The sequence below is a fragment of the Acidovorax sp. 106 genome, from assembly GCF_003663825.1.
In the GTDB taxonomy this organism is placed as follows: Bacteria; Pseudomonadota; Gammaproteobacteria; order Burkholderiales; family Burkholderiaceae_C; genus Acidovorax.
In genome coordinates this window covers 1,487,893-1,506,780 of the sequence record NZ_RCCC01000001.1, presented here as the reverse complement: position 1 = coordinate 1,506,780, position 18,888 = coordinate 1,487,893, and the positions used below count along the sequence as shown (strand labels likewise).

Below are 18,888 nucleotides of genomic sequence, written 5' to 3'. Positions count from 1 at the left end.
GGTTCACAAAACGCCCCTGGCGGCAGGGTGCCGCTCTGCTTTGCTGGGTTTTGTTCACCGCACCAGGCTCCGATCACACAGGTGGATTCCATGCTGGACCAATTTTTCATCAGCAACGCGCAGGTCTACCCCATGCTGTGGGCGCAGCACAACCCCTGGCTGGTGGCGCTGTCGGTGGTGATGGCGATGCTGGCCTCGGTGCTGGCGCTGCAGATGGCCGCCCTGGCGCGCCAGGCCGATGTGGGGCTCACGCGACAACTGGCGCGGGGCTCGGGGGCACTGGCGCTGGGCGGGGGCATCTGGTCCATGCACTTCATTGGCATGCTGGCCTTTGCGGTGTGCGCGCGGGGCCGGTTTGACGCCGTCACCACGGTGCTGTCCATGTTGCCCAGCGTGCTGGCCTCGTGGGTGGCGCTGGGGCTGTTGATGCGCCGTGAGATTGGCCGCCTGGCGCTGGTGGTGGGTGGGGTGTTTGTGGGTGCGGGCATTGGGGCCATGCATTACATCGGCATGGCGGCATCGCAGTGGGCCTCCGTCATGCGCTACGACCCCTGGGGCTTTGCCGCGTCGGTGCTGGTGGCGGTGCTGCTGGCCATCGTGGCGCTGTGGGTACGCTTTGGACTGGAGCGCGTGGTGCGCTGGCGCAGGCAGCGCCTGGACTGGGCGGCTGGCGCGGTGATGGGCCTGGCGATTGCAGGCATGCACTACACCGGCATGGCTGCGCTGCGCTTCATTGATGAACCCGACGAACTGGAGCTGCTGGCCGCTGCCGATGGCACGCCCTTGGCGTTAGGAATAGCCGGGGTGGCGGTGGTGATCGGGTTGCTGGTGGCCGCGGTCAATGCCGGTCTGCGCTACCGCCAGATGTTCATGAAGGTGCGCCAGAGCGAATCGCGCCTGCGGGCCATTGCCGACACGGCAGCAGATGGCATCGTGATGATCGACGCCCGGGGGCTGGTGCAGTCGTTCAACGCGGCGGCCGAGCGCATTCTGGGCTGGCACGCCAGCGAAGTGGTGGGTCAGAACGTGTCCATGCTCATGCCCGAGCCCGACCGCTCGCGCCACGATGGGTACCTGCAGCGCTATCTCAGCGGCCAGGGCGGCAGCATTGTGGGCTCCAGCAGCCGCGAGGTGCAGGCCCTGCGGCGCGATGGCAGCACCGTGCCCATTCGCCTGTCGGTGGGGCGCGTTCGGCTCGATGGTGATCCGGTGTTTGTGGGCTTCATCGGCGATCTGAGCCAGCGCCGCGCCATGGAGCAAGAGCTGCAACGCAGCGAACAGCGCCTGCGCTCCTTGATGGGCAACATCCCCGGGGTGACGTTTCGCTGCAGTTACGACGCGGACTGGACCATGCTGTTCGTCAGCGATGCCGTGACGGCCCTGACGGGCTGGCAACCGCAGGATTTTTTGGAGGGCCGCGTCAACTTTACGCAGCTCACCTTGCCCGAAGAAGTGCCCCGCCTGTGGGAAGAGGTGTCGTCCGCCGTCGCTCAGTGTCGGCCTTACCACGTTGAATTCCGCCTGCTGGACCGCCAGGGCCGCGTGCGCTCGGTGTCTGAAAGCGGACGCCCCGTGGTGGGCGACGATGGCCAGGTGCAGTGGATCGACGGCGTCATCATGGACATGACGGTCTTCAAAGAGCGCAACGCCGAGTTTGAAAGCACCGTGCGCGCCATTGACCGCGCCCTGGCGGTGGCCGAGTTTGACCTGCAGGGCAACGTGCTCACGGCCAATGCCAATTTTCGCGAACTCATGGGCTACCGGTTGGATGAAATCGTCGGCCTGCACCACCGCATGTTCTGCGAGAGCGCTTATGCGCAAAGCGCCGCCTACGACGAGTTCTGGCAGCAACTGCGCGATGGCAAACTGGACGGCGGCGAGTACCTGCGCCTGGGCAAAGACGGTCAGCGCATCTGGATCCAGGCCACCTATAACCCCATCTTTGATGCGCAGGGCCAGCCCTTCAAGGTGGTGAAATTTGCCACCGACCTGAGCGAGCGCCGCGCCATGGAGCAAGAGCTGCGCGCCGCCAAGGACCGCGCCGAGCAGGCCGCTGCCGCGCGCAGTACCTTCCTGGCCAACATGAGCCACGAAATCCGCACGCCCATGAACGCCATCATCGGCTTCACCGAAGCGCTGCTCGACACCCCCATGGAACCCCAGCAGCGCCGCCACCTGGGCACGGTGCAGCATTCGGCGCGTTCCATGCTGCGCCTGCTCAACGATATTTTGGACACCGCGAAGCTCGAAAAAGGCGCGGTAGAGCTGGAGATTGCCGACTTCTCGCTGCTGGAAGTGTGTGAGCAGATCCTGGCTTCGCTGCGCATCCACGCCGCCAAGAAGCTGCTGGAGCTGCAATGCCTGGCCACCGAGCAGGTGCCTACCTACCTGCGCGGCGATGCGCTGCGGCTGCAGCAGGTGCTGCTGAACCTGCTGGGCAACGCGCTCAAGTTCACCCAGCAAGGGCATGTGTTGCTGCGGCTGGACTACCAGGACGGCTCGCTGGTGATGGAGGTGGAGGACACCGGCATTGGCATCGCAGCCCAGCACCTGGACCGCATCTTCGACCCCTTTGCGCAGGCCGATGCGTCCACCACCCGCCAGTTTGGTGGCACAGGCCTGGGCACCACCATTTCCCGCCAACTCGTCGAGTTGATGGGCGGCACCATCGGCGTGCGCAGTACCCTGGGGGTGGGCACCACGTTCACCGTGCGCCTACCCCTGCCCATCGGCCAGGCCACCGAGGCCGTGGCCACCCCCAGCCACGCAGCACAACTGCCCCCGCTGCGCGTGCTGGCCGTGGACGATGTGCCCGCCAACATCGAGCTGCTGCAAATCCAGCTGGACCGTGGCCGCCACCAGGTCACCGTCGCGCGCGACGGCGAGGAGGCCGTGCAGGCGTACGCACAGGGGCGCTTTGATGTGGTGCTGATGGACCTGCAAATGCCCGGCATGGACGGCCTGGAGGCCACGCGCCGCATCCGCGCGTTTGAACAGGCGCAGCGCCGCAAGCCCGTGCCGGTGATTGCCTTGTCGGCCAGCGTGCTGGAGCAAGACCGCCGTAACGCCCGCGCTGCGGGCATGGACGGCTTTGCTAGCAAGCCCCTGGAGCCTGCACGGCTGTTCCGCGAGATCGCACGGGTGCTCAACCTGCAGCCCGATGCGGCCTCGGACTGGGGCGCACTCACTGCAGCGGCTGCGCTCAGCAGCCCAGCGGTGGTGCCAGCCCCTCAGGCGCAGGGCGTGATCGACTGGGAGCGCGGCACCCAGCTGTGGGGCCAGCGCGCGCTGCTGCGCGATGCCATTGCGCGCCTGGTGGGCGAGCACGAGGCCACCCCCGCAACACTGCAGACCCTGGTGGCCCAACGCGACCTGGACAGCGCGCGCGCCCTGGCCCACCGCCTGCGCGGGGCGGCGGCCAACCTGGCGCTGATGCCCCTGCAAACCCTGGCCCGGCGCATCGAAGAAGCCGCGCGTGCGATGGACCGCACCGCCTTGGTCCCGTTGGTGGCCGCACTGCCCGCCGCCCTGCTGGCCGTGCAGCAGGCCCTGGCCAGCGAGGCCGACGCAGCCGCAGCACCTGCCCCCGGCGTGGGCCAGCACGCACCGCTGGCGCCTGCGCAGCGCGCACAGGCCCTGGCGGCGGCGCAGGCCCTGGCACAGGGGCTGGCACGCTCTGAGCTGGCCCAGCCGCCTTTGGACTTGCTGGCGCAGCTGCTGCCCGGTGACGCCATGGAGCGACTGCAGGAAGCAATCGATACTTTTGACTTCGACCAGGCGCTGGTGCAGCTGCAGCAGCTGCGCACCCACTGGATCGACGAGCCCACGGAGACCCCCGCATGAAACAGGCCCCAGACCAGCGCCCCCGCCTGCTGCTGGTGGACGATGAGCCCACCAACCTGCAGGTACTGCGCCACGTTTTGCAAGCCGACTATCGCCTGCTGTTTGCCACCGAAGGCGAGCGCGCACTGCAGGTGGCGCGCGAGCAGCAGCCCGGCCTGGTGCTGCTGGACATCATGATGCCGAACATGGACGGCTACGCCGTGTGCCGCGCCCTCAAGGCCGACGCTGCCACTGCCCACATTCCCGTGATCTTCATCACCGCGCTCAGCGACAGCCAGGACGAAACGGCCGGTTTTGATGCAGGCGCGGTGGACTACATCACCAAGCCCGTCAGCCCGCCCGTGGTGCGCGCACGGGTGCGCACACACTTGTCGCTGGTGCGCATGGACGAGCTGCGCCAGACCCGCCTGCAGATCGTGCAACGCCTGGGCCGCGCGGCCGAGTACAAGGACAACGAGACCGGCCTGCACGTCATCCGCATGAGCCACTTTGCCCAGTTGCTGGCGCTGGCGGCGGGCTGCAGCCCCGCCTGGGCCGAAGACCTGCTCAATGCGGCGCCCATGCACGATGTGGGCAAGATCGGCATCCCCGACGCCGTGCTGCGCAAGCCCGGCCCGCTGGACGCTAGCGAGTGGGACACCATGCGCCGTCACCCCGAGATCGGCGCCGAGATCATTGGCCACCACCCCTCGGGCGTGCTGCACCTGGCCCGCGAGATCGCCCTGGCCCACCATGAGAAGTGGGACGGCAGCGGCTACCCCGGTGGGCTGGCGGGCGAGGCGATCCCGCTGTCCGCCCGCATCGTGGCCGTGGCCGACGTGTTCGACGCCCTCACCACCCGCCGCCCCTACAAAGCGCCCTGGCCCGTGCAAGAGGCCATGGACCACATCACCGCCCAGGCGGGCAAGCACTTTGACCCGGCCCTGGTGGCGCTGTTCATCCCGCTGTTGCCCCAGTTGCTAGACATCCGCGCCCGGTGGGCCGACTGACCATGCAAAGACGCCACTTTGTGACCGGGGCCGCCGCCTCGGTGGCCAGTCTGTCTGCGGCCTCGCTGCTCAGCGGCTGCCAGAGCCCGCCGCCTGCGCTCGAATACGCCTTTGCAGGCATCGACATGGAGCGCGGCCACACACTGCGCGACCTGTTGGCCCAGGGCACCTTGCCAGAGCCTGCCGTGGTGCGCCGTGCCCAGGTCATCATCGCCGGGGGCGGTGTGGCGGGGCTGGCCGCCGCGCGCAGCCTGCGCCTGGCCGGGGTGCACGACTTTGCCCTGCTGGAGTTGGAAGACACCGCAGGCGGCAACAGCCGGGCCGGTGCCGTGAACGGTGTGGCCTGCCCCCTGGGCGCGCACTACCTGCCCGTGCCCGGCGACCACGCGCCCGAGGTGCAAGACCTGCTCGAAGAACTGGGCCTGCGCCAGCGCGTGGCCGGGCGCTGGGAATACGGCGGCGAGGGTGGCCGCCACCTGTGCCACAGCCCGCAAGAGCGCCTGTACTTTGAGCACGAGTGGCAAGAAGGCCTGCTGCCCGTGCAAGGCGTGGGCGAATCCACCCTGGCCCAATACCGCCGCTTTGCCCAGGCGGTAGACGCCGCCAGCCGCGCCGCCCGCTTCACCATGCCGCTGTTTGCAGCATTGAACCCAAAAACCGGCCTGGCGCCCGCCCATCAAGCGCTGGATGCTATAACGTTTGAAGCATGGTTGCAGCAGCAGGGCCTGGACGACGCGCACCTGCGCTGGTACCTGGACTACTGCTGCCGCGACGACTACGGTGCAGGCATCGCCCGCGTATCGGCCTGGGCCGGGCTGCACTACTTTGCCAGCCGCCACGGCTTTCACGCGCCCGGCGAGGCCGTGGCCGAAGACCGCGAAGGCGTGCTCACCTGGCCCGAGGGCAACGGCTGGCTCACCCAGCAGCTCATGGCACCGCTGAAGGCCGCGGGCCAGTTGCGCACCGCCACCAGCGTGCTGCGCATTGCCGAAACCCGGCGCGGCGTGGAGGTGGACGCCTACAACCACCAAACCGGCAACGTGGAGCGCTGGCAGGCGCCGCGCTGCGTTGTGGCGCTGCCCGTGTTTGTGGCCGCCCGCGTGGTGCAAAACCCGCCAGCGTTCTTGGCCCAAGCGGCCCAGCGCCTGCAGTGGGCGCCCTGGCTGGTGGCCAACATCCACCTGGGCACGGCACTGACCGACCGCCCAGGCGCCGCCCCGGCGTGGGACAACGTCATCTACGGCGACACCAACCCCGGTGGCCTGGGCTATGTGGATGCCACACACCAAAAGCTCGACCCCCGCCCCGGCGCCACCGTGCTCACCTACTACCAGGCCCTGGGCGATGTGCCCGATGCGCGCCAGCAACTGGCCACCCACAGCGCCGAACACTGGGGCAGGGCGGCCCTGTCATCGCTGGCCGGGCCGCACCCCGACCTGCTGCAGCGCGCCACCCGCGTGCAGGTCACCCGCTACGGACACGCCATGTCCATCCCTGTGCCGGGCGGGCAGCAGTTTTTAAGCCAAATCGGGTTGCAGGGCGCACAGAGCAAGCGCAAACTGCTATTGAATGGAGAGCGCCAGCGCCCCATCCCCACCCCAGCCACCGCGCGGCTGGCCTTTGCGCACAGCGACTGGTCGGGCTACTCGGTGTTTGAAGAGGCTTTTACGCGGGGGCACGCGGCGGGGCTGTGGGGTTAGCGATGAAATAGCCCTCTAGCGCTTGTTAATGAAGCGCTGAAGGCTATTAAAAATATAGCAATTTGTTTGTAACTTCCCTGTGGCGATGCCGGTGCTCCACTGGCGTAGCACGCACCTATGGTGCGCCTGCGAACAGACGGCGGTGCCCCCGCGTGAGACAGTGGCTGCAGAGGCTGCTGCTCGGTGGCTTTCACCTTCTGAGGGTCATTTCCATGCGCCGCCAAATACCCCATGTCCAACGCCTTCGCCGCTCGCGCGGGCAGGTCGGTTCAGCCGCCCTTTGCGGTGGCGTGCTGGCCTTGCTGGCCCTGCAGGGCTGCCAGCGTGTGGACACCGCCACTGCCTGGGCGCCCGTCAGCCCGCAGGCGGGTGCCTACCTGGAAGACGGCGTGCTTACCTCGCGTGTGAAAGCGGCGCTGCTGCTCTCGCCCGTGCAAAACAGCGCCTACATTGGCGTGGATGCGCGCCAGGGCGTGGTCTTGCTCAGCGGGCGGGTGGACGATGCCACCCAGCGCGACCTGGCCGTGTTTGTGGCCCAAAGCGTGCGCGGCGTGCACAAGGTGAGCAGTTTCATCTTCGTTCCGGGCGTCGCCTACGCCGCGATGGACTATGGCAGGCACGATGAAGGGGTAGAGGCCGAGCAGGCCACCCCCGACGACTTCCCCGCACTCAGCAGCCCGTTGGCTGCAGACGACGCTGGCGGTCGGTCGTACAGCCCCACGGTTTCGCCCATGAGGGCCTTGGCCTACCGCGTCTTGGGCATCGGCAGCATCCAGGACGAGTTGCTCATCAAGCCTTGAGTGTGAAGAAGAGGCTGCAAGGGGCAAGGGGGAGGCATTGGCCCTTTCCATCCTGTGTCTCCTGCAAGCCCTTCCTCATCGCGTCCCTTCCCATTCAACGTGTTCAGTTCGCCATCCCCTCCAGCGCCTACGCACCCATGTGCATCAGGCGCTGATAGATGGCCTTGTCTGCCGCATAGCAACTGCAAGCCTCGGCCTCCAGCGCCTTGCGGTTGAGCACGGTCAGTTCACCCCGGTGGTACGAGATCAGCCCGCTGTCCTGGAACAGGCTGGCGGCCTCCGTCACCCCCACGCGGCGCACACCCAGCATCAGGGCCATGAATTCTTGCGTGAGGTGAAAAGTCTCGGTGCGCGAGCGGTCCTGGCTCATCAGCAGCCAGCGGGCCAGGCGCGGTGCGATCAGGTGGTAGCGCTGGCACGCAGCGGCCAGCGTTTGCTGGTGCAGCCGCACCAGCAGGCAGGCCTGCAGCAGCTTTTGCAGGGTGGGCAGGGCATCGCATTGCGCGCGCAGGTCAGTGGCCTCAATGCGCCAGCCGGCGCCCGCGCCTTGCACCAGCGCCCGCCAGGGTGTGGCGGCCAACCCCAGCACCAGTTCAGAGCCCAGCATGCTTTCGGCCCCCAGCATGCCGACCTCCAGCGCGGGGTGGCTGTCCACATCGATCACCAGCGACAAAAAGCCCTCGGTGGGAAAGTAAGCATGGCGCAGCGGCTGCCCGCGCACACTCAGCTCGGTGGACAGTGGCAGCTCGCACATCTCGCAGTGGCCCAGCAGTTGTTGGCGTGCTGCCTGCGGCAGTTGGCGAAGGAGTTTGTTTTCAGGGCGGTGCATGCAGTGCGCTTCACAAAGGAATCAGCGCAGTCCGAAGGGGCCGCAGCCTGAAGACTGCGCGGTGGACTGCCCGTTTCGCAATGCCGCAATGGCATCGTTGCATGGCAGCACCCCGTGCTGGTCTGCGCTCAGTGTGGGCGCTTGTGGGGGGCGTGACTGTCTGATACCGAACACAGAGCAGCAGGCAATGAGTTAGCTGGCGACACCCTTGGGCAGCAGCCGGTCGTACTCTTTTTTCACCACCTCGTAGCACTCGCAGGTGCGTGCTTCCAGACCGGGGCGGTCGCGCACGTTGATATGCCCCCGGGCGTAGCTGATGAGGCCAGCCTTTTGTAGCTTCATGGCAGCTTCGGTCACCCCTTCGCGGCGCACACCCAGCATGTTGGCGATCAGCTCTTGCGTCATCACCAGCTGGTTGCCTTGCAGCCGGTCCAGGCTCAGCAGCAGCCAGCGGCACAGTTGCTGGTCCAGCGAGTGGTGGCGGTTGCATACGGCGGTTTGCGCCATCTGGGTGATGAGGGCCTGGGTGTAGCGCAGCATCAGGTGCATGACAGGGCCCGAGCGCTCAAACTCTGCCTTGATGGCCTGGGCGCTGAGCCGGTAGCCCCGCCCGGCGCTTTGCACCACGGCTCGGCTGGGGGTGGAGCCGCCGCCCATGAAGATCGACACGCCCACTACGCCCTCATAGCCCACCACGGCAATCTCTGCCGATGCGCCGCTTTCCAGCACATACAGCAGCGACACGATGGCACTGGTGGGAAAGTACACATAGGGCATGTGAGCGCCGGATTCGTACAGCACCAGCCCGAGCGACAGGTCCACAGGCTCCAGCAGCGGCAACCAGCGCTGCATATCGGCTGCGGGCAGCGCGGCCAGCAGCTGGTTGTTCAGGGGGGAATCGGTGGTGTGAATAGCGGACCCCTTCGTCGTCGTGAGATGGCGTGGCGGTACGCCACAGGGGCGGCACCCCTCCCTGGCTGCCGCCACATTGCGCAAAGTCCAGTGTGCGATGCCGGGCCGCGCACAGTCTGTACGGTACCGCACATAGGGTAGGCCTGCCGCGAAAAGACCTTGGGATGTCCTGCATAACTCCCTGCGGACTGTGATGCACGGCTTCGGGCGGTCCACTGCGTTGCTTTTCTTGCCAATAGCACGGCTATTGGCTGCAAAAAGACGCCTTGTGGCCCATCCCGACCCGCACTATCACCGCCTCGCGAGGGTTATGCAGGACATCCCTTGCAGAGGCTCCTAGGCCGGAAACGACCCCGCCTTGTCCACCCGAGGGGGCGCGGGCTGGGGTCCGGTGCCAGGTGATTCCATTTCTAAAACACCCCTGACGTTGTTGCTTCGCCTTGCCGTGCTTCAGCACTGTCTGCGGCTTCGCGCCTAGTCCGGAATGATGTGGAAATGGAATTAGAGGGATGTAACGGAGCCCAGGGACTCATCCTGCGCGTTGGCCATCGCCGGGGCATACAGAGGGATCACAAAGCACGCACTGCCCGGCAGGTCTGCCCAGCGCAGCGGCTCGCCGGCCTGCAGCAGGCGGGCGCCTGCGGGGGCGTTGGGCGGCAGCAGGTACAGCGCCATGGTCGATGAGACCCTCACCAGCACCAGCCGCAGGGTGTGCTGGCCGCGCACCAGGGTGATTTCGGCACCCGGCCAGTCGTGCGGCATGCAGGGCGCCACAAACAGCTCGTGTGCGCTCATCTGCAGGCCCAGGATGGACTCCACCGCCGCCCGGTGCAGCCAACCCGCAGCGCCGGTGTACCAGCTCCAGCCGCCGCGCCCCACGTACGGTGGCTGGCTGTAGACGTCTGCCGCCATGACATAGGGCTCCACCCCGTACTGCGCGCCCCACACCGGGTGCCGCGCACGGTGGGCGGGGCTCAGGTAGGTGAAGTACCGGTAGGGCACCTGGGCTGCCTCGGCATTGCGGGGGTCTTGCACGCCCAGTGTGGCGGCGGCCATCAGCGCCCACACGCCCGCGTGGGCGTACTGGCCGCCGTTCTCGCGCACGCCCGGTGGGTAGGCCTGGATATAGCCCGCACTGGGCCGCGCCTGCACCAGCGGCGGTGCCAGCAACTGGATCAGCCCTGCACCCGGGTTGACCAAGTGTGTCTGCACGGCCTGCATGGCGCCATGCTGGCGCACTTGGCTGGCCTCACCAGACAGCACGGCCCAGGCTTGGGCAATGAGGTCAATGCGCCCCTCGGCCCGGGTGTGCGTGCCCAGGGGCGTGCCGTCGTCAAAAAAGGCGCGCAGGTACCAGTCGCCGTCCCACGCGGTGGTGGCCAGCGCCGCGCGCCAGCCGGCCAGGGCGTCGCCCCAGCGCTGCACGCGGGCCAAGTCGCCCTGCTGGCGGGCCAGCGCAATCCAGGCGCGGGTGATGGTGCACAGAAACCACCCCAGCCACACCGATTCGCCCTGCCCGCCATCGCCCACGCGGTTCATGCCGTCGTTCCAGTCGCCGCCCCCCATCAGCGGCAGGCCATGGGCACCCACGCGCAAGCTGTGGTCGATGGCGCGGGCGGCATGCTCGTACACGCTGGCCGTGGCACCGCTGGTGTGCGGGGTTTCGTACACATCCTCCGCCCCTTCGGGGATCTCGGCGCCTTGCAAAAAAGACACCTGCTCATTGAGCAGCGCACTGTCGGCGGTGTGCTGCAGGTAGTGCGCGCAGGCAAAGGGCAGCCACAGCAGGTCGTCTGAAAAATGCGTGCGCACGCCCGCGCCGCCCGGCGCGTGCCACCAGTGCTGCACATCGCCCGCCTCAAACTGGCGCGAAGCGCACAGCACGATCTGCGCGCGCAGCAGGCCCGGTTGGGCCCACACCAAGGCCATGGTGTCTTGCAGTTGGTCGCGGTAGCCCGTGGCACCGCCTGCCTGATAGAAGCCCGCCTTGGCGTACAGGCGCGAGGACACGGTTTGGTACAGCAGCCAGCGGTTGACCAGCACATCCAGCAGCGGGTCGGGCGTGCGCACCTGGGTGGCGCTCAGCAGGGTGTTCCAGTGCGCCAGCGTGGCTTGCTCGCGGGCGGCTGCGGCCACGCCTGCGGCCTGCTGGGCCAGTGCGCGGGCCGCGGCCTCGGTGGCGGCATAGCCCAGCAGGTACACCCGCGCAAACGAGGCCCCTGGGCGCAGCGTGACCAGGCGCGACAGCGCCGCGCACGGGTCCAACCCAAAGCCGCTGCGCTGGCCCAGTTGCAGCGGCAGCACCAAGCGGCCGCGTGCGTCCCAGAACTCGCTGCGGTCGCAGGTCCAGTCCATGCTGTCGTTCGACCGTTCCTCGGCCCCTGCCCCGGCCGATGCCTCGCAGAAAAACGCCGTACCCCCGCCCAGCCCAGCAGCCGCCTCGGTCTGGGTGCACAGCAGGCCCTGCAGCCGCTCGCCGGGCTGCGCCAGGGTATCGGCCTGTTCAAAGAAGGGCCGGGTGGTCAGTGTGGCGCGGTCGCTGCGCTTTTCGCCCAGCATCCACTCCACCATGGCCACGGTGCGCAAATGGGCACGCTGCGTGCCCAGGTTGGTCACCTGCACATGCACCTGCTTGACGGCGGTGGCTGCGTCCACACACCAGCGCACCACCACCTGCAGCGGCCCACGGCGGTGGGTGATGGTGGTGGTGCCCTGCGCGTGCTCCACGCGATAGGGCACGCCAGCACCCCAGGCCGAAGGCGTCAGGCTCCATACCTCGCGGGTGCGGCGGTCTTGCAGCAGCAGCCACTCGGCCGTGGGGTCTGCCACGGGGTCGTTCGACCAGGCCGTGAGCTGGTTCAGGCGGCTGTTGCCCGCCCAGGTGTTGCCCCCGCCGGTTTCAGACACCAGGGTGCCCAGGTGCGGGTTGGCCAGCACATTCACCCAGGGCCGGGTGGGCCGCAGCTGCGGCGACACCTCAAACCCGAACGTGCCGGTGACGGGCGCAAACTGCCCTACCGGCGCGGGCACGGCCCCGTGGGCTGCGTGGGTGGGCACGTCGTCGCAGGCGCCACCGCGCCAAAGGCTGGCACCCGCACCCAAGCCACCGCCTGCGCCCCCCCGCGCTGCGCCGTGCGCTGCCACCCAGGCCTTGACCTGGTGCATGAGTGCATGGCCGTCAGCCTGCAACGTGATGCGCGCCAGGCTGGCCAGGGTGCCCAGTTGCTCGGCCGACAACTCATCCAGCCGCAGCACCCGCAAGCTGGTCACCGCCGGGCCGGTGTGGGCCAGCAGGTCGGCGTCGTGGTGCTCGCGCAGCAGTGTCAGCTCGCGCTGCAGCGGCATCAGGTAAGAGTGGGGCTCGCTGCTGAGCACCACCAGGTCGCAGGTCACACCGCCGTGCGCCCATTCGCGCAGGGCCTGGGCCAGGGTGCGCAGCAGGCCCATGCCTTGGGGCGGCCCGGCGGTGACCAGCACCAGCGGCCGCTCTCCCGACAGGCCCAGCTGCCACAGCACGCGGCGGTCGCACACGCGCGAAGGGGCTTGCGGCATGCCCAGCACATGGGTGCCGGGCGCATCGACCTTGGGCAGTGTCAGCACCAAGGCGGTGGTCAGCACTTGCAGGGCGGGCAGGTAGTCGCGGTGCGGGCGGTGCGATGCCCACTGGATGCTGGCCAGCGTGGCCGACATGGCCGAGGCACGCTCCACATAGCTGGGCTGGCGGTACTTGTCCACGATGGCGCGCAGCGTCACGGCGTTGGGCGAGGCCGCCGTACCAAACGTGATGCACGCCTGCCCGCCGGGTTCCAGGCGCAGGCGCACTCCCAGGGCTGCCACAGGGTCCAGGCCCGTGTCCAGCACGGTGGGCTTGTTCGGTTCACTCGGATCTGTGGGCACGGGGTGCAGGTGCGCCAGGGGGCGGTCGGGGGTGTGGTTGCGGCCCAGCCAGTGCTGGCGGTCGGTCTGGTAGAGCAGGCCTTGCACTTGGCCCTCGGCATGGGCCACAAAGTGGGCGGCATGCAGCGTGGCTTCGGTTTGCAGGCGCGGGGTGCGTACAAAGTGCAGAGCCCGCTCGGTAGGCAGCCAGTGCGCGGTGATGAAGAGGTTGGAGAAGGCCGGATGGGCCTCGTCGGCGGCGTGGCTGGTCAGCGTGATGTCCAGCGCCGAGATCAGCTCCAGCTCCAGCGTCTCGGTGCCCAGGTTGCTCACCTCCACACGGCGCAGCTCAATGTCGTCCTCCGGGCTCACCCACACGGTGGTGTGCACCTTCAGGCCGGGCCACAGGGCGTCAAAGCACACACGGTCGGTGTGGAACACGCTGCGGTACACCGCTTTCGCATCGGGGGCGGGGTGGCTGGTGGTAGACACTGGCACGCCCCCTGCGGCGCGCACATAGATGAAGCTGCCGTGTTCGTCGCGCAGGGCGTCGTCACGCCAGCGGGTGATGCCGGTCTGGTGCCAGCGGCTCCATCCCGCGCCGTTGGGGCGCAGGGTCACGCTGTAGCGGCCGTTGCCCAGCAGGTGGGTGGGCTCCAGCGCCTGCGCACCGGGCACCACGGCGCGCACATGGTCGGGCGTTTTTTGCTGGCGGGTGTGCAGCGGCAGGCGCGGTGGTGCCAGGCGCAGCGAGGGCAGCTCGCGCGGTGCGCGCTCTTGCAGTAGCGGCAACACGGCCTCGATGCGGGCATGCGCCACACCCCAGCGCTGGGCCACCCCGCCCAGCAGCACATTGGCCAGCGCCACGATGGTCATGCCCTGGTGGTGGGCCATGTAGGTGTGCACCAGCGTGTAGGGCGCGCCGTGCGTCTGGCGCTCGGGGGTGAAGTCCAGAGCTTCGTAAAAGCCATAGCGCCCGCGTGCCGACAGGGCGGCCAGGGTGCGCAGGTTGCTGCAGGCCATGCCCGCATCCACCTGCGTGGCCAGGGCCGTGGCGTAGGGGGCAATCACCAGCTCGCCCACCGGTGCACGCCGCAGCGCCAGGCGCGGCACGCCCTGGGGGGCGTACTGGTAGGCCAGCGTGTGGTCGCGCCCGGCGTAGGCGCATTCAGAAATGCCCCAGGGCATGGGCAATGCGCCGCCTGTGGCGGGGTGCCGCAGGGCTTCGGCGCTGTGGGCCTGGGCTTGCGCCTGCACGTAGTCGCGGTGTTCGCGCAGGGCTGAACGGCCCGCCTCGCCCAGCGCGCTCAGGTGGGGCTCGGCCATCACCAGTGTGGGCATGAGGTACTCGAACATCGAGCCCGACCAGGACCGCAGCACGGCGCGGTGGCCGCTGGCAAAGAACGGGCGGCCCAGCGCTGCCCAGTGGCGCACGGGCACGTCGCCCTTGGCCACGGCCAGCAAGCTGGTGGTGCGCGACTCGGAGGCGAGCAGGTCATAGAACGATGCGTCCAGTTGCTGCTCTTCCACCCGGTAGCCAATGTGCAGCAGGTGCCGCCGTGGGTGGTACAGAAACCGGAAGTCGGCCTGCCACGCCAGTGCATCCAGCGCCTCGGCCACGGCCATCAGGCGCTGGGCGGCCATCTGCACGCCGCCGGGCTGCTGGGCGGCGGCGCGGTCGCGCTCGGCCGATTGCAGTGTGGCCAGGTGGTCTGCCAGCAGCCACAGCAGCTCGTCGTGCGCCGTGGGCGGCGTCTGCACGATGGCCGGGTTGTGCGGCAGCGCCATGCTGCGCAGCTCTTGCTGGGCGCGCGCCAGCAGGGCGTTGTAGGCGTCGCTTGATGCGGGGTCGGGTGTCGGGTCGGACGCTGGTTGCACGGGCTCTGCATTGGGCATGCCCAGCAACTGGCACAGCGCGCTTTGGTGCAACAGGCTGCGGGTGCCGTGCTGCAGCGAATCCAGCCAGGGCTGCAGCCGCGCCCGCGATGCACGCACGGCCAGCACGCTGGCGGCCGGGTTCAAGGGGCCTGAAGGGCTCACGGGGTCTTGCGCCAGTGCACTGCAGGCCTGGGCCACGGCGATCAGGTGGGCGCTGAGGTTGCCGCTGTCCACGGTAGAGACATAGCGCGGCAGCAGGGGCTGCAGCGTTTCGGTGTCGTACCAGTTCAGGAAGTGTCCCCGGTGGCGTTCCATGCCTTGCAGAGTGGCCAGGGTGGCCTCCAGGCGCTGCAAAAGGTCTTGCGTGCCGATCCAGCCAAACTCACGGGCGCAGGTGGCGCTGAGCAGGTACAGCCCGATGTTGGTGGGCGAGGTGCGGTGCGCCAGCATTTCGTAGGGGGCGGTTTGCAGGTTGTCGGGCGGCAGGTGGTGGTTGGTGGCGTCCACACAGCGCTCAAACAGCCGCCAGGTGTCGCGCGCCACGCCTTCGAGCAGCAGGCGGTCTGGCGCCGTCAGCGCCTGTGCGCTGCCACGTTGGCGGGCGGCGTTGGCGCCCCACACCAATAGCGGCGCCAGGGCCCACAGCGCCAGCAGCGGCCACGCCAGTGCGGGCGGCACGCCGTGCGCGGCAGTAGTAAGCCCCAGCCCGCTGGCCAGGTCCCCTGCCCACAGGACAGCCGCAGTGGCCAAGGCCAGCCATGGCGCCAGGGTGTGGCGGCGTACGGTGGGGCCCAGGCGGGTGACCAGGTTGTTCTGGGCGGTTTCGGCAGTGGTCCATTGCAGCAGGTTCAAGCGACTGGCGGCCTGGCGGTGCACCGTGCGCACCACGGCGTCGGTCATCAGCCAAGCCTGCTGGGGCAGCAGCGCCAGGTGCCACACGCCACTGGCTAGCGCGCGCAGCACGTCGGCGCCTGCGGCGTGGGCAAAGCGCAGGCCTACCAGCCCAAAGCGGGCGGGCACGCCGCCGGCCAGCGCGCCCATCAGCGGCGCGGCCATGTGGGCCGCCAGCACCACGGCCAAGGTGGCGGCCAGGGGCAGCCCCACGCCCGCAAAAGACAGCCACAGCAGCAGCAGCGAGGCCGGGGCCAGCAGCGAGCGGCGCAGGTTGTCGGCCATCTTCCAGCGGTGGATGGGCGACAGGCCCCAGCGCCGGGCCTGCCGCAAAAAGGGCCACAGCTGCCAGTCGCCCCGCGTCCAGCGGTGCAGGCGGGCGGCGGCGCTGTCGCTGTGCTCGGGCTCGGCTTCGACCAGCGTGACATCGCTCACCACGGCGCAGCGCGCCAGGGCGCCTTCCAGCAGGTCGTGGCTGAGCACCTGGTCAGCGGGCAGGCGCCCGCCCAGCACCGCGTGCACCGTGGCCACGTGCAGCAGGCCCTTGCCGGTGAAGCTGCCCTCGGCAAACACGTCCTGGTACACGTCCGAGGTCATGGCGCTGTAGGGGTCCAGCCCCTGTTGCCCGGCAAACAGCCACTGCCACAGGGTGGCGTGGCGCTGCACGGGCAGCGGCGCCAGCACGCGCGGCTGCAAGATGCCGTAGCCGTGCACCACACGCAGGCCGCTGGCGTCGAGGCGGGGCTGGTTTTGCGGGTGTTCGGCCACGCCCACCAGGCTGCGCAGGCGCCCTGGGGGCAGTAGCGTGTCGCTGTCGAGCGTGAGCACGTAGCGCGTGTCTGCGGCCAGTTGCGACAGGGGCCCCAGCGGCAGGAAGGCGCCAGGCATTTCGGTGGCCAGCTCGGCCACCAGTTGTTCGAGCTTGCCGCGCTTGCGCTCCCAGCCCATCCATTGCTGCTGCGTGGCGCTGTAGGTGCGGGCGCGGTGCAGCAGCACAAAGCGGGGGGGCTGGCCTGCTGGCACGGGGTGTTGGGCGTTCAGGGCCTGCAGCTGTGCGCAGGCCTGTGCCAACAGCGCGGCGTCTGCGGGCAGGGTGGGGCTTGGGGCGTCCACGTCGTCGCTCAGCAGGGCAAACTGTGCATACGGCTCAGGGTTGGCCAGGTAGTGCAAGTGCATGCGGTGGGCCAGTCGCGCAATGGCGCCGGGGCTGCTGAGCATGGCGGGCACGGCCACCAGCACGCGCGCGGTGGGCGGTATGCCGCTAGGCAGCAGGTAGCGCGGCATGTAGCTGGGGCGAATGGATTCGCCCACCAGCCGGTTGACCACCGCCACCACGATCTCGGACGCCGGCAGGAGCAGCAGCAACGCCACGCCAGCGAAGCTCCCCAGTCCCATCAGCCAGGCCAGGTCTGCGCCTCCTGCTGCCATGTCCGAGCCCATGAAGGCCGCTGGCGGGGGGAAAGTGCCAGGGGCCATGGCCTCAAAGGCATGCCACAGCGGTGCCACCCACCAGGCCAGCAGGGCCAGCGTGCCCGCCAACAGCGAGCCCAGGTACCAGGGCACGCGCAGGGTGCGCACAGCGGCGTGCCACAGCGCAGCGGCGGTGATGGCGTGGTGGCGCACGCCCAGGGCCTGCTCCAGCGCGGCGCGGCCCGGCCCTTGCAGCCAGTAGCCTGCGAGGGCGCTGTGCTGGGCACCGTGCAGGGTGTCGCAGGGCGCGGCGGCATCCACGCCCGCACCCGCCCCGCTGCCCATGTGTGCTATCAACGTTTGCGCCACGGCCGACTCGCCGCAGTGGCTGCGGGCCGACAGGCGCTCAATGCCATGCAGCGTGGTGTTGCGCGTGGCCTCGTCTTCTGCCGCAAACACGGGCGACTGCAGCATGGCGCGCAGCACCAGGCTGGTCTGCCCCACGATGTCGCTCCAGTCGGCCGCGCCAATGAGCCGCAGCGCCGTGACCGCGTTGCCCATGCTGAGCTGGTCTGCAGCCTGGTTGATCTGCTGCTGGGTTTGCAGCGCGGCCAAGTCGGGCACGGCACCCGCCAGCCACTGCTGCACGGGCCACTGGGGCGCTGCCGTGGCCTGTGCCCCACTTGCCGGGCTTGCCCGGCGCCCCGCCATGGCTTGCGCCAAGTGCACCAAAAACACGGGCCCCACGCCGCGCCGTTCCATGGCGGACCAGGCGGCTTCAAGGGTGGGCACTGTGAGGTCGTTGCAGCGGGCCGCACACAGGCTGGCCAGCTCTTGCGCGGCCTTGTGGCTGGCCAGCCGCTCTGCCAGGCGGCGCAGGTTTTCAATCAGCACCACCCGCAGCGTGGTGGGCAGCGCCCACAGCTCGCCCTGGCTCAGTTCACAGGTCTCCTGGTAGGCGTTCAGAAAATGCACCAGCAAGGGCTCGTCAAACGCGCTGTCGGTGTGCGCCACAAACGACCAAGCCACGCCGTACACGCGCGGCAGCCCCACCAGCGGGGCGTTTTGCAGCACGGGCAGCGAGCGGTAGTAGCGCGGCGGGAGCCCGGCGTGGATCTCTTTGAGCTGGCTCTCGATCAGGTGGAAGTTGTCAAACAGCCATTCGGCGGCGGGGCTGATGGTGTGCTCTTCATGGGGCGCATCAAAGAGGTAGCGGTGGGCCGAGCGCAGCGCGCGGATGTTGCTTTGCAGCCGGGGGTAGAACGTGGTGCGTCCAAACGGGGCCTTGCGTGCGCGGTGTGTGTTGCCCAGGTGCCTACCGTGCTCCTCAAAGCGCGCCAGGCCAAACACCTCGGCGCGCACCGGCTCCAGCACTGCGCCAGCGCGTGCGTCCAGCATGCGCTCCATCGCGGCCGACACCCAGGGCCACTGCGCGCGCAGCCCCCGGCGCGCCGCGCTCACAGCGCCAGCGATACCGCACCCACCAGCAGCGTGATGACCAGCACCACCGTGACCACATGCTCGGCCACCATGGCCTGCAGCCACAGCGCGCCCGTGAGCAGGCTGTCCATCGGCCCGCGCAAGGCGCCGCAGTGTTGCAGGTGCTCGCCCAGGTGGGACAACTCCAGCAGCGACACATCTGCAGGCTGCCCCGCGCAGGCGGTGTCCCAGGCGCAGGTTTTGGGGTGGGTGGGATGGGTCATGGCGGCCTCCTGTGGCGGGTGAACGGCACGGCAACGGTGCTGCCATGCGCTGTCTCA

At 68.9% G+C, this 18,888-nt stretch carries 8 protein-coding genes; 4 read left to right on the top strand and 4 right to left on the bottom strand.

The window, feature by feature from the left end; genetic code table 11:
* The first annotated feature begins 90 nt into the window (after nt 1-90).
* The 4 genes from C8C98_RS06720 (at nt 91) to C8C98_RS06705 (ending at nt 7,332) form a co-directional block, all read left to right on the top strand.
* The gene (locus C8C98_RS06720) at nt 91-3,843 is read left to right on the top strand and encodes a PAS domain S-box protein (protein WP_121456084.1); all 3,753 of its coding nucleotides are present in this window, start codon (nt 91-93) and stop codon (nt 3,841-3,843) included.
* A complete protein-coding gene (locus C8C98_RS06715; protein WP_121453629.1) occupies nt 3,840-4,832 on the top strand; it encodes a two-component system response regulator in 993 nt (330 codons plus the stop codon). Before C8C98_RS06720 ends, C8C98_RS06715 begins: the two co-directional genes overlap by 4 nt.
* 2 nt (nt 4,833-4,834) lie before the next feature.
* The gene (locus C8C98_RS06710; protein WP_121453628.1) at nt 4,835-6,532 is read left to right on the top strand and encodes an FAD-dependent oxidoreductase; all 1,698 of its coding nucleotides are present in this window, start codon (nt 4,835-4,837) and stop codon (nt 6,530-6,532) included.
* Between the two features lie 212 nt (nt 6,533-6,744).
* Nucleotides 6,745-7,332 carry a BON domain-containing protein gene (locus C8C98_RS06705; protein WP_121453627.1) on the top strand — a complete coding sequence of 196 codons (588 nt, stop codon included), beginning with the start codon at nt 6,745-6,747 and terminating at the stop codon, nt 7,330-7,332.
* 127 nt (nt 7,333-7,459) lie between these two features.
* Here the strand turns inward: C8C98_RS06705 and C8C98_RS06700 are convergent, their stop codons facing one another.
* From C8C98_RS06700 to C8C98_RS06685, 4 genes are all read right to left on the bottom strand, one after another.
* Nucleotides 7,460-8,161: a Crp/Fnr family transcriptional regulator gene (locus C8C98_RS06700; protein ID WP_121453626.1), complete on the bottom strand. Its 702-nt coding sequence runs from the start codon at nt 8,159-8,161 to the stop codon at nt 7,460-7,462.
* A gap of 192 nt (nt 8,162-8,353) precedes the next feature.
* Entirely contained in the window at nt 8,354-9,013 is a 660-nt protein-coding gene (locus tag C8C98_RS06695) for a Crp/Fnr family transcriptional regulator (protein WP_199726564.1), read from the bottom strand.
* A gap of 561 nt (nt 9,014-9,574) precedes the next feature.
* Entirely contained in the window at nt 9,575-18,526 is an 8,952-nt protein-coding gene (locus C8C98_RS06690; RefSeq protein ID WP_121456082.1) for a GH36-type glycosyl hydrolase domain-containing protein, read from the bottom strand.
* Nucleotides 18,527-18,585: 59 nt separating this feature from the next.
* Nucleotides 18,586-18,831, bottom strand: a complete 246-nt coding sequence (locus tag C8C98_RS06685; RefSeq protein WP_121453625.1) for a hypothetical protein — start codon at nt 18,829-18,831, stop codon at nt 18,586-18,588.
* Between the last annotated feature and the right edge of the window lie 57 nt (nt 18,832-18,888).

Bases quoted from the DNA above. Each gene is read 5' to 3' on its own strand.
- C8C98_RS06720 (WP_121456084.1), top strand. From the start codon at position 91: ATGCTGGACCAATTTTTCATCAGCAACGCGCAGGTCTACCCCATGCTG.
- C8C98_RS06715 (WP_121453629.1), top strand. From the start codon at position 3,840: ATGAAACAGGCCCCAGACCAGCGCCCCCGCCTGCTGCTGGTGGACGAT.
- C8C98_RS06710 (WP_121453628.1), top strand. From the start codon at position 4,835: ATGCAAAGACGCCACTTTGTGACCGGGGCCGCCGCCTCGGTGGCCAGT.
- C8C98_RS06705 (WP_121453627.1), top strand. From the start codon at position 6,745: ATGCGCCGCCAAATACCCCATGTCCAACGCCTTCGCCGCTCGCGCGGG.
- C8C98_RS06700 (WP_121453626.1), bottom strand. From the start codon at position 8,161: ATGCACCGCCCTGAAAACAAACTCCTTCGCCAACTGCCGCAGGCAGCA.
- C8C98_RS06695 (WP_199726564.1), bottom strand. From the start codon at position 9,013: ATGCAGCGCTGGTTGCCGCTGCTGGAGCCTGTGGACCTGTCGCTCGGG.
- C8C98_RS06690 (WP_121456082.1), bottom strand. From the start codon at position 18,526: ATGCTGGACGCACGCGCTGGCGCAGTGCTGGAGCCGGTGCGCGCCGAG.
- C8C98_RS06685 (WP_121453625.1), bottom strand. From the start codon at position 18,831: ATGACCCATCCCACCCACCCCAAAACCTGCGCCTGGGACACCGCCTGC.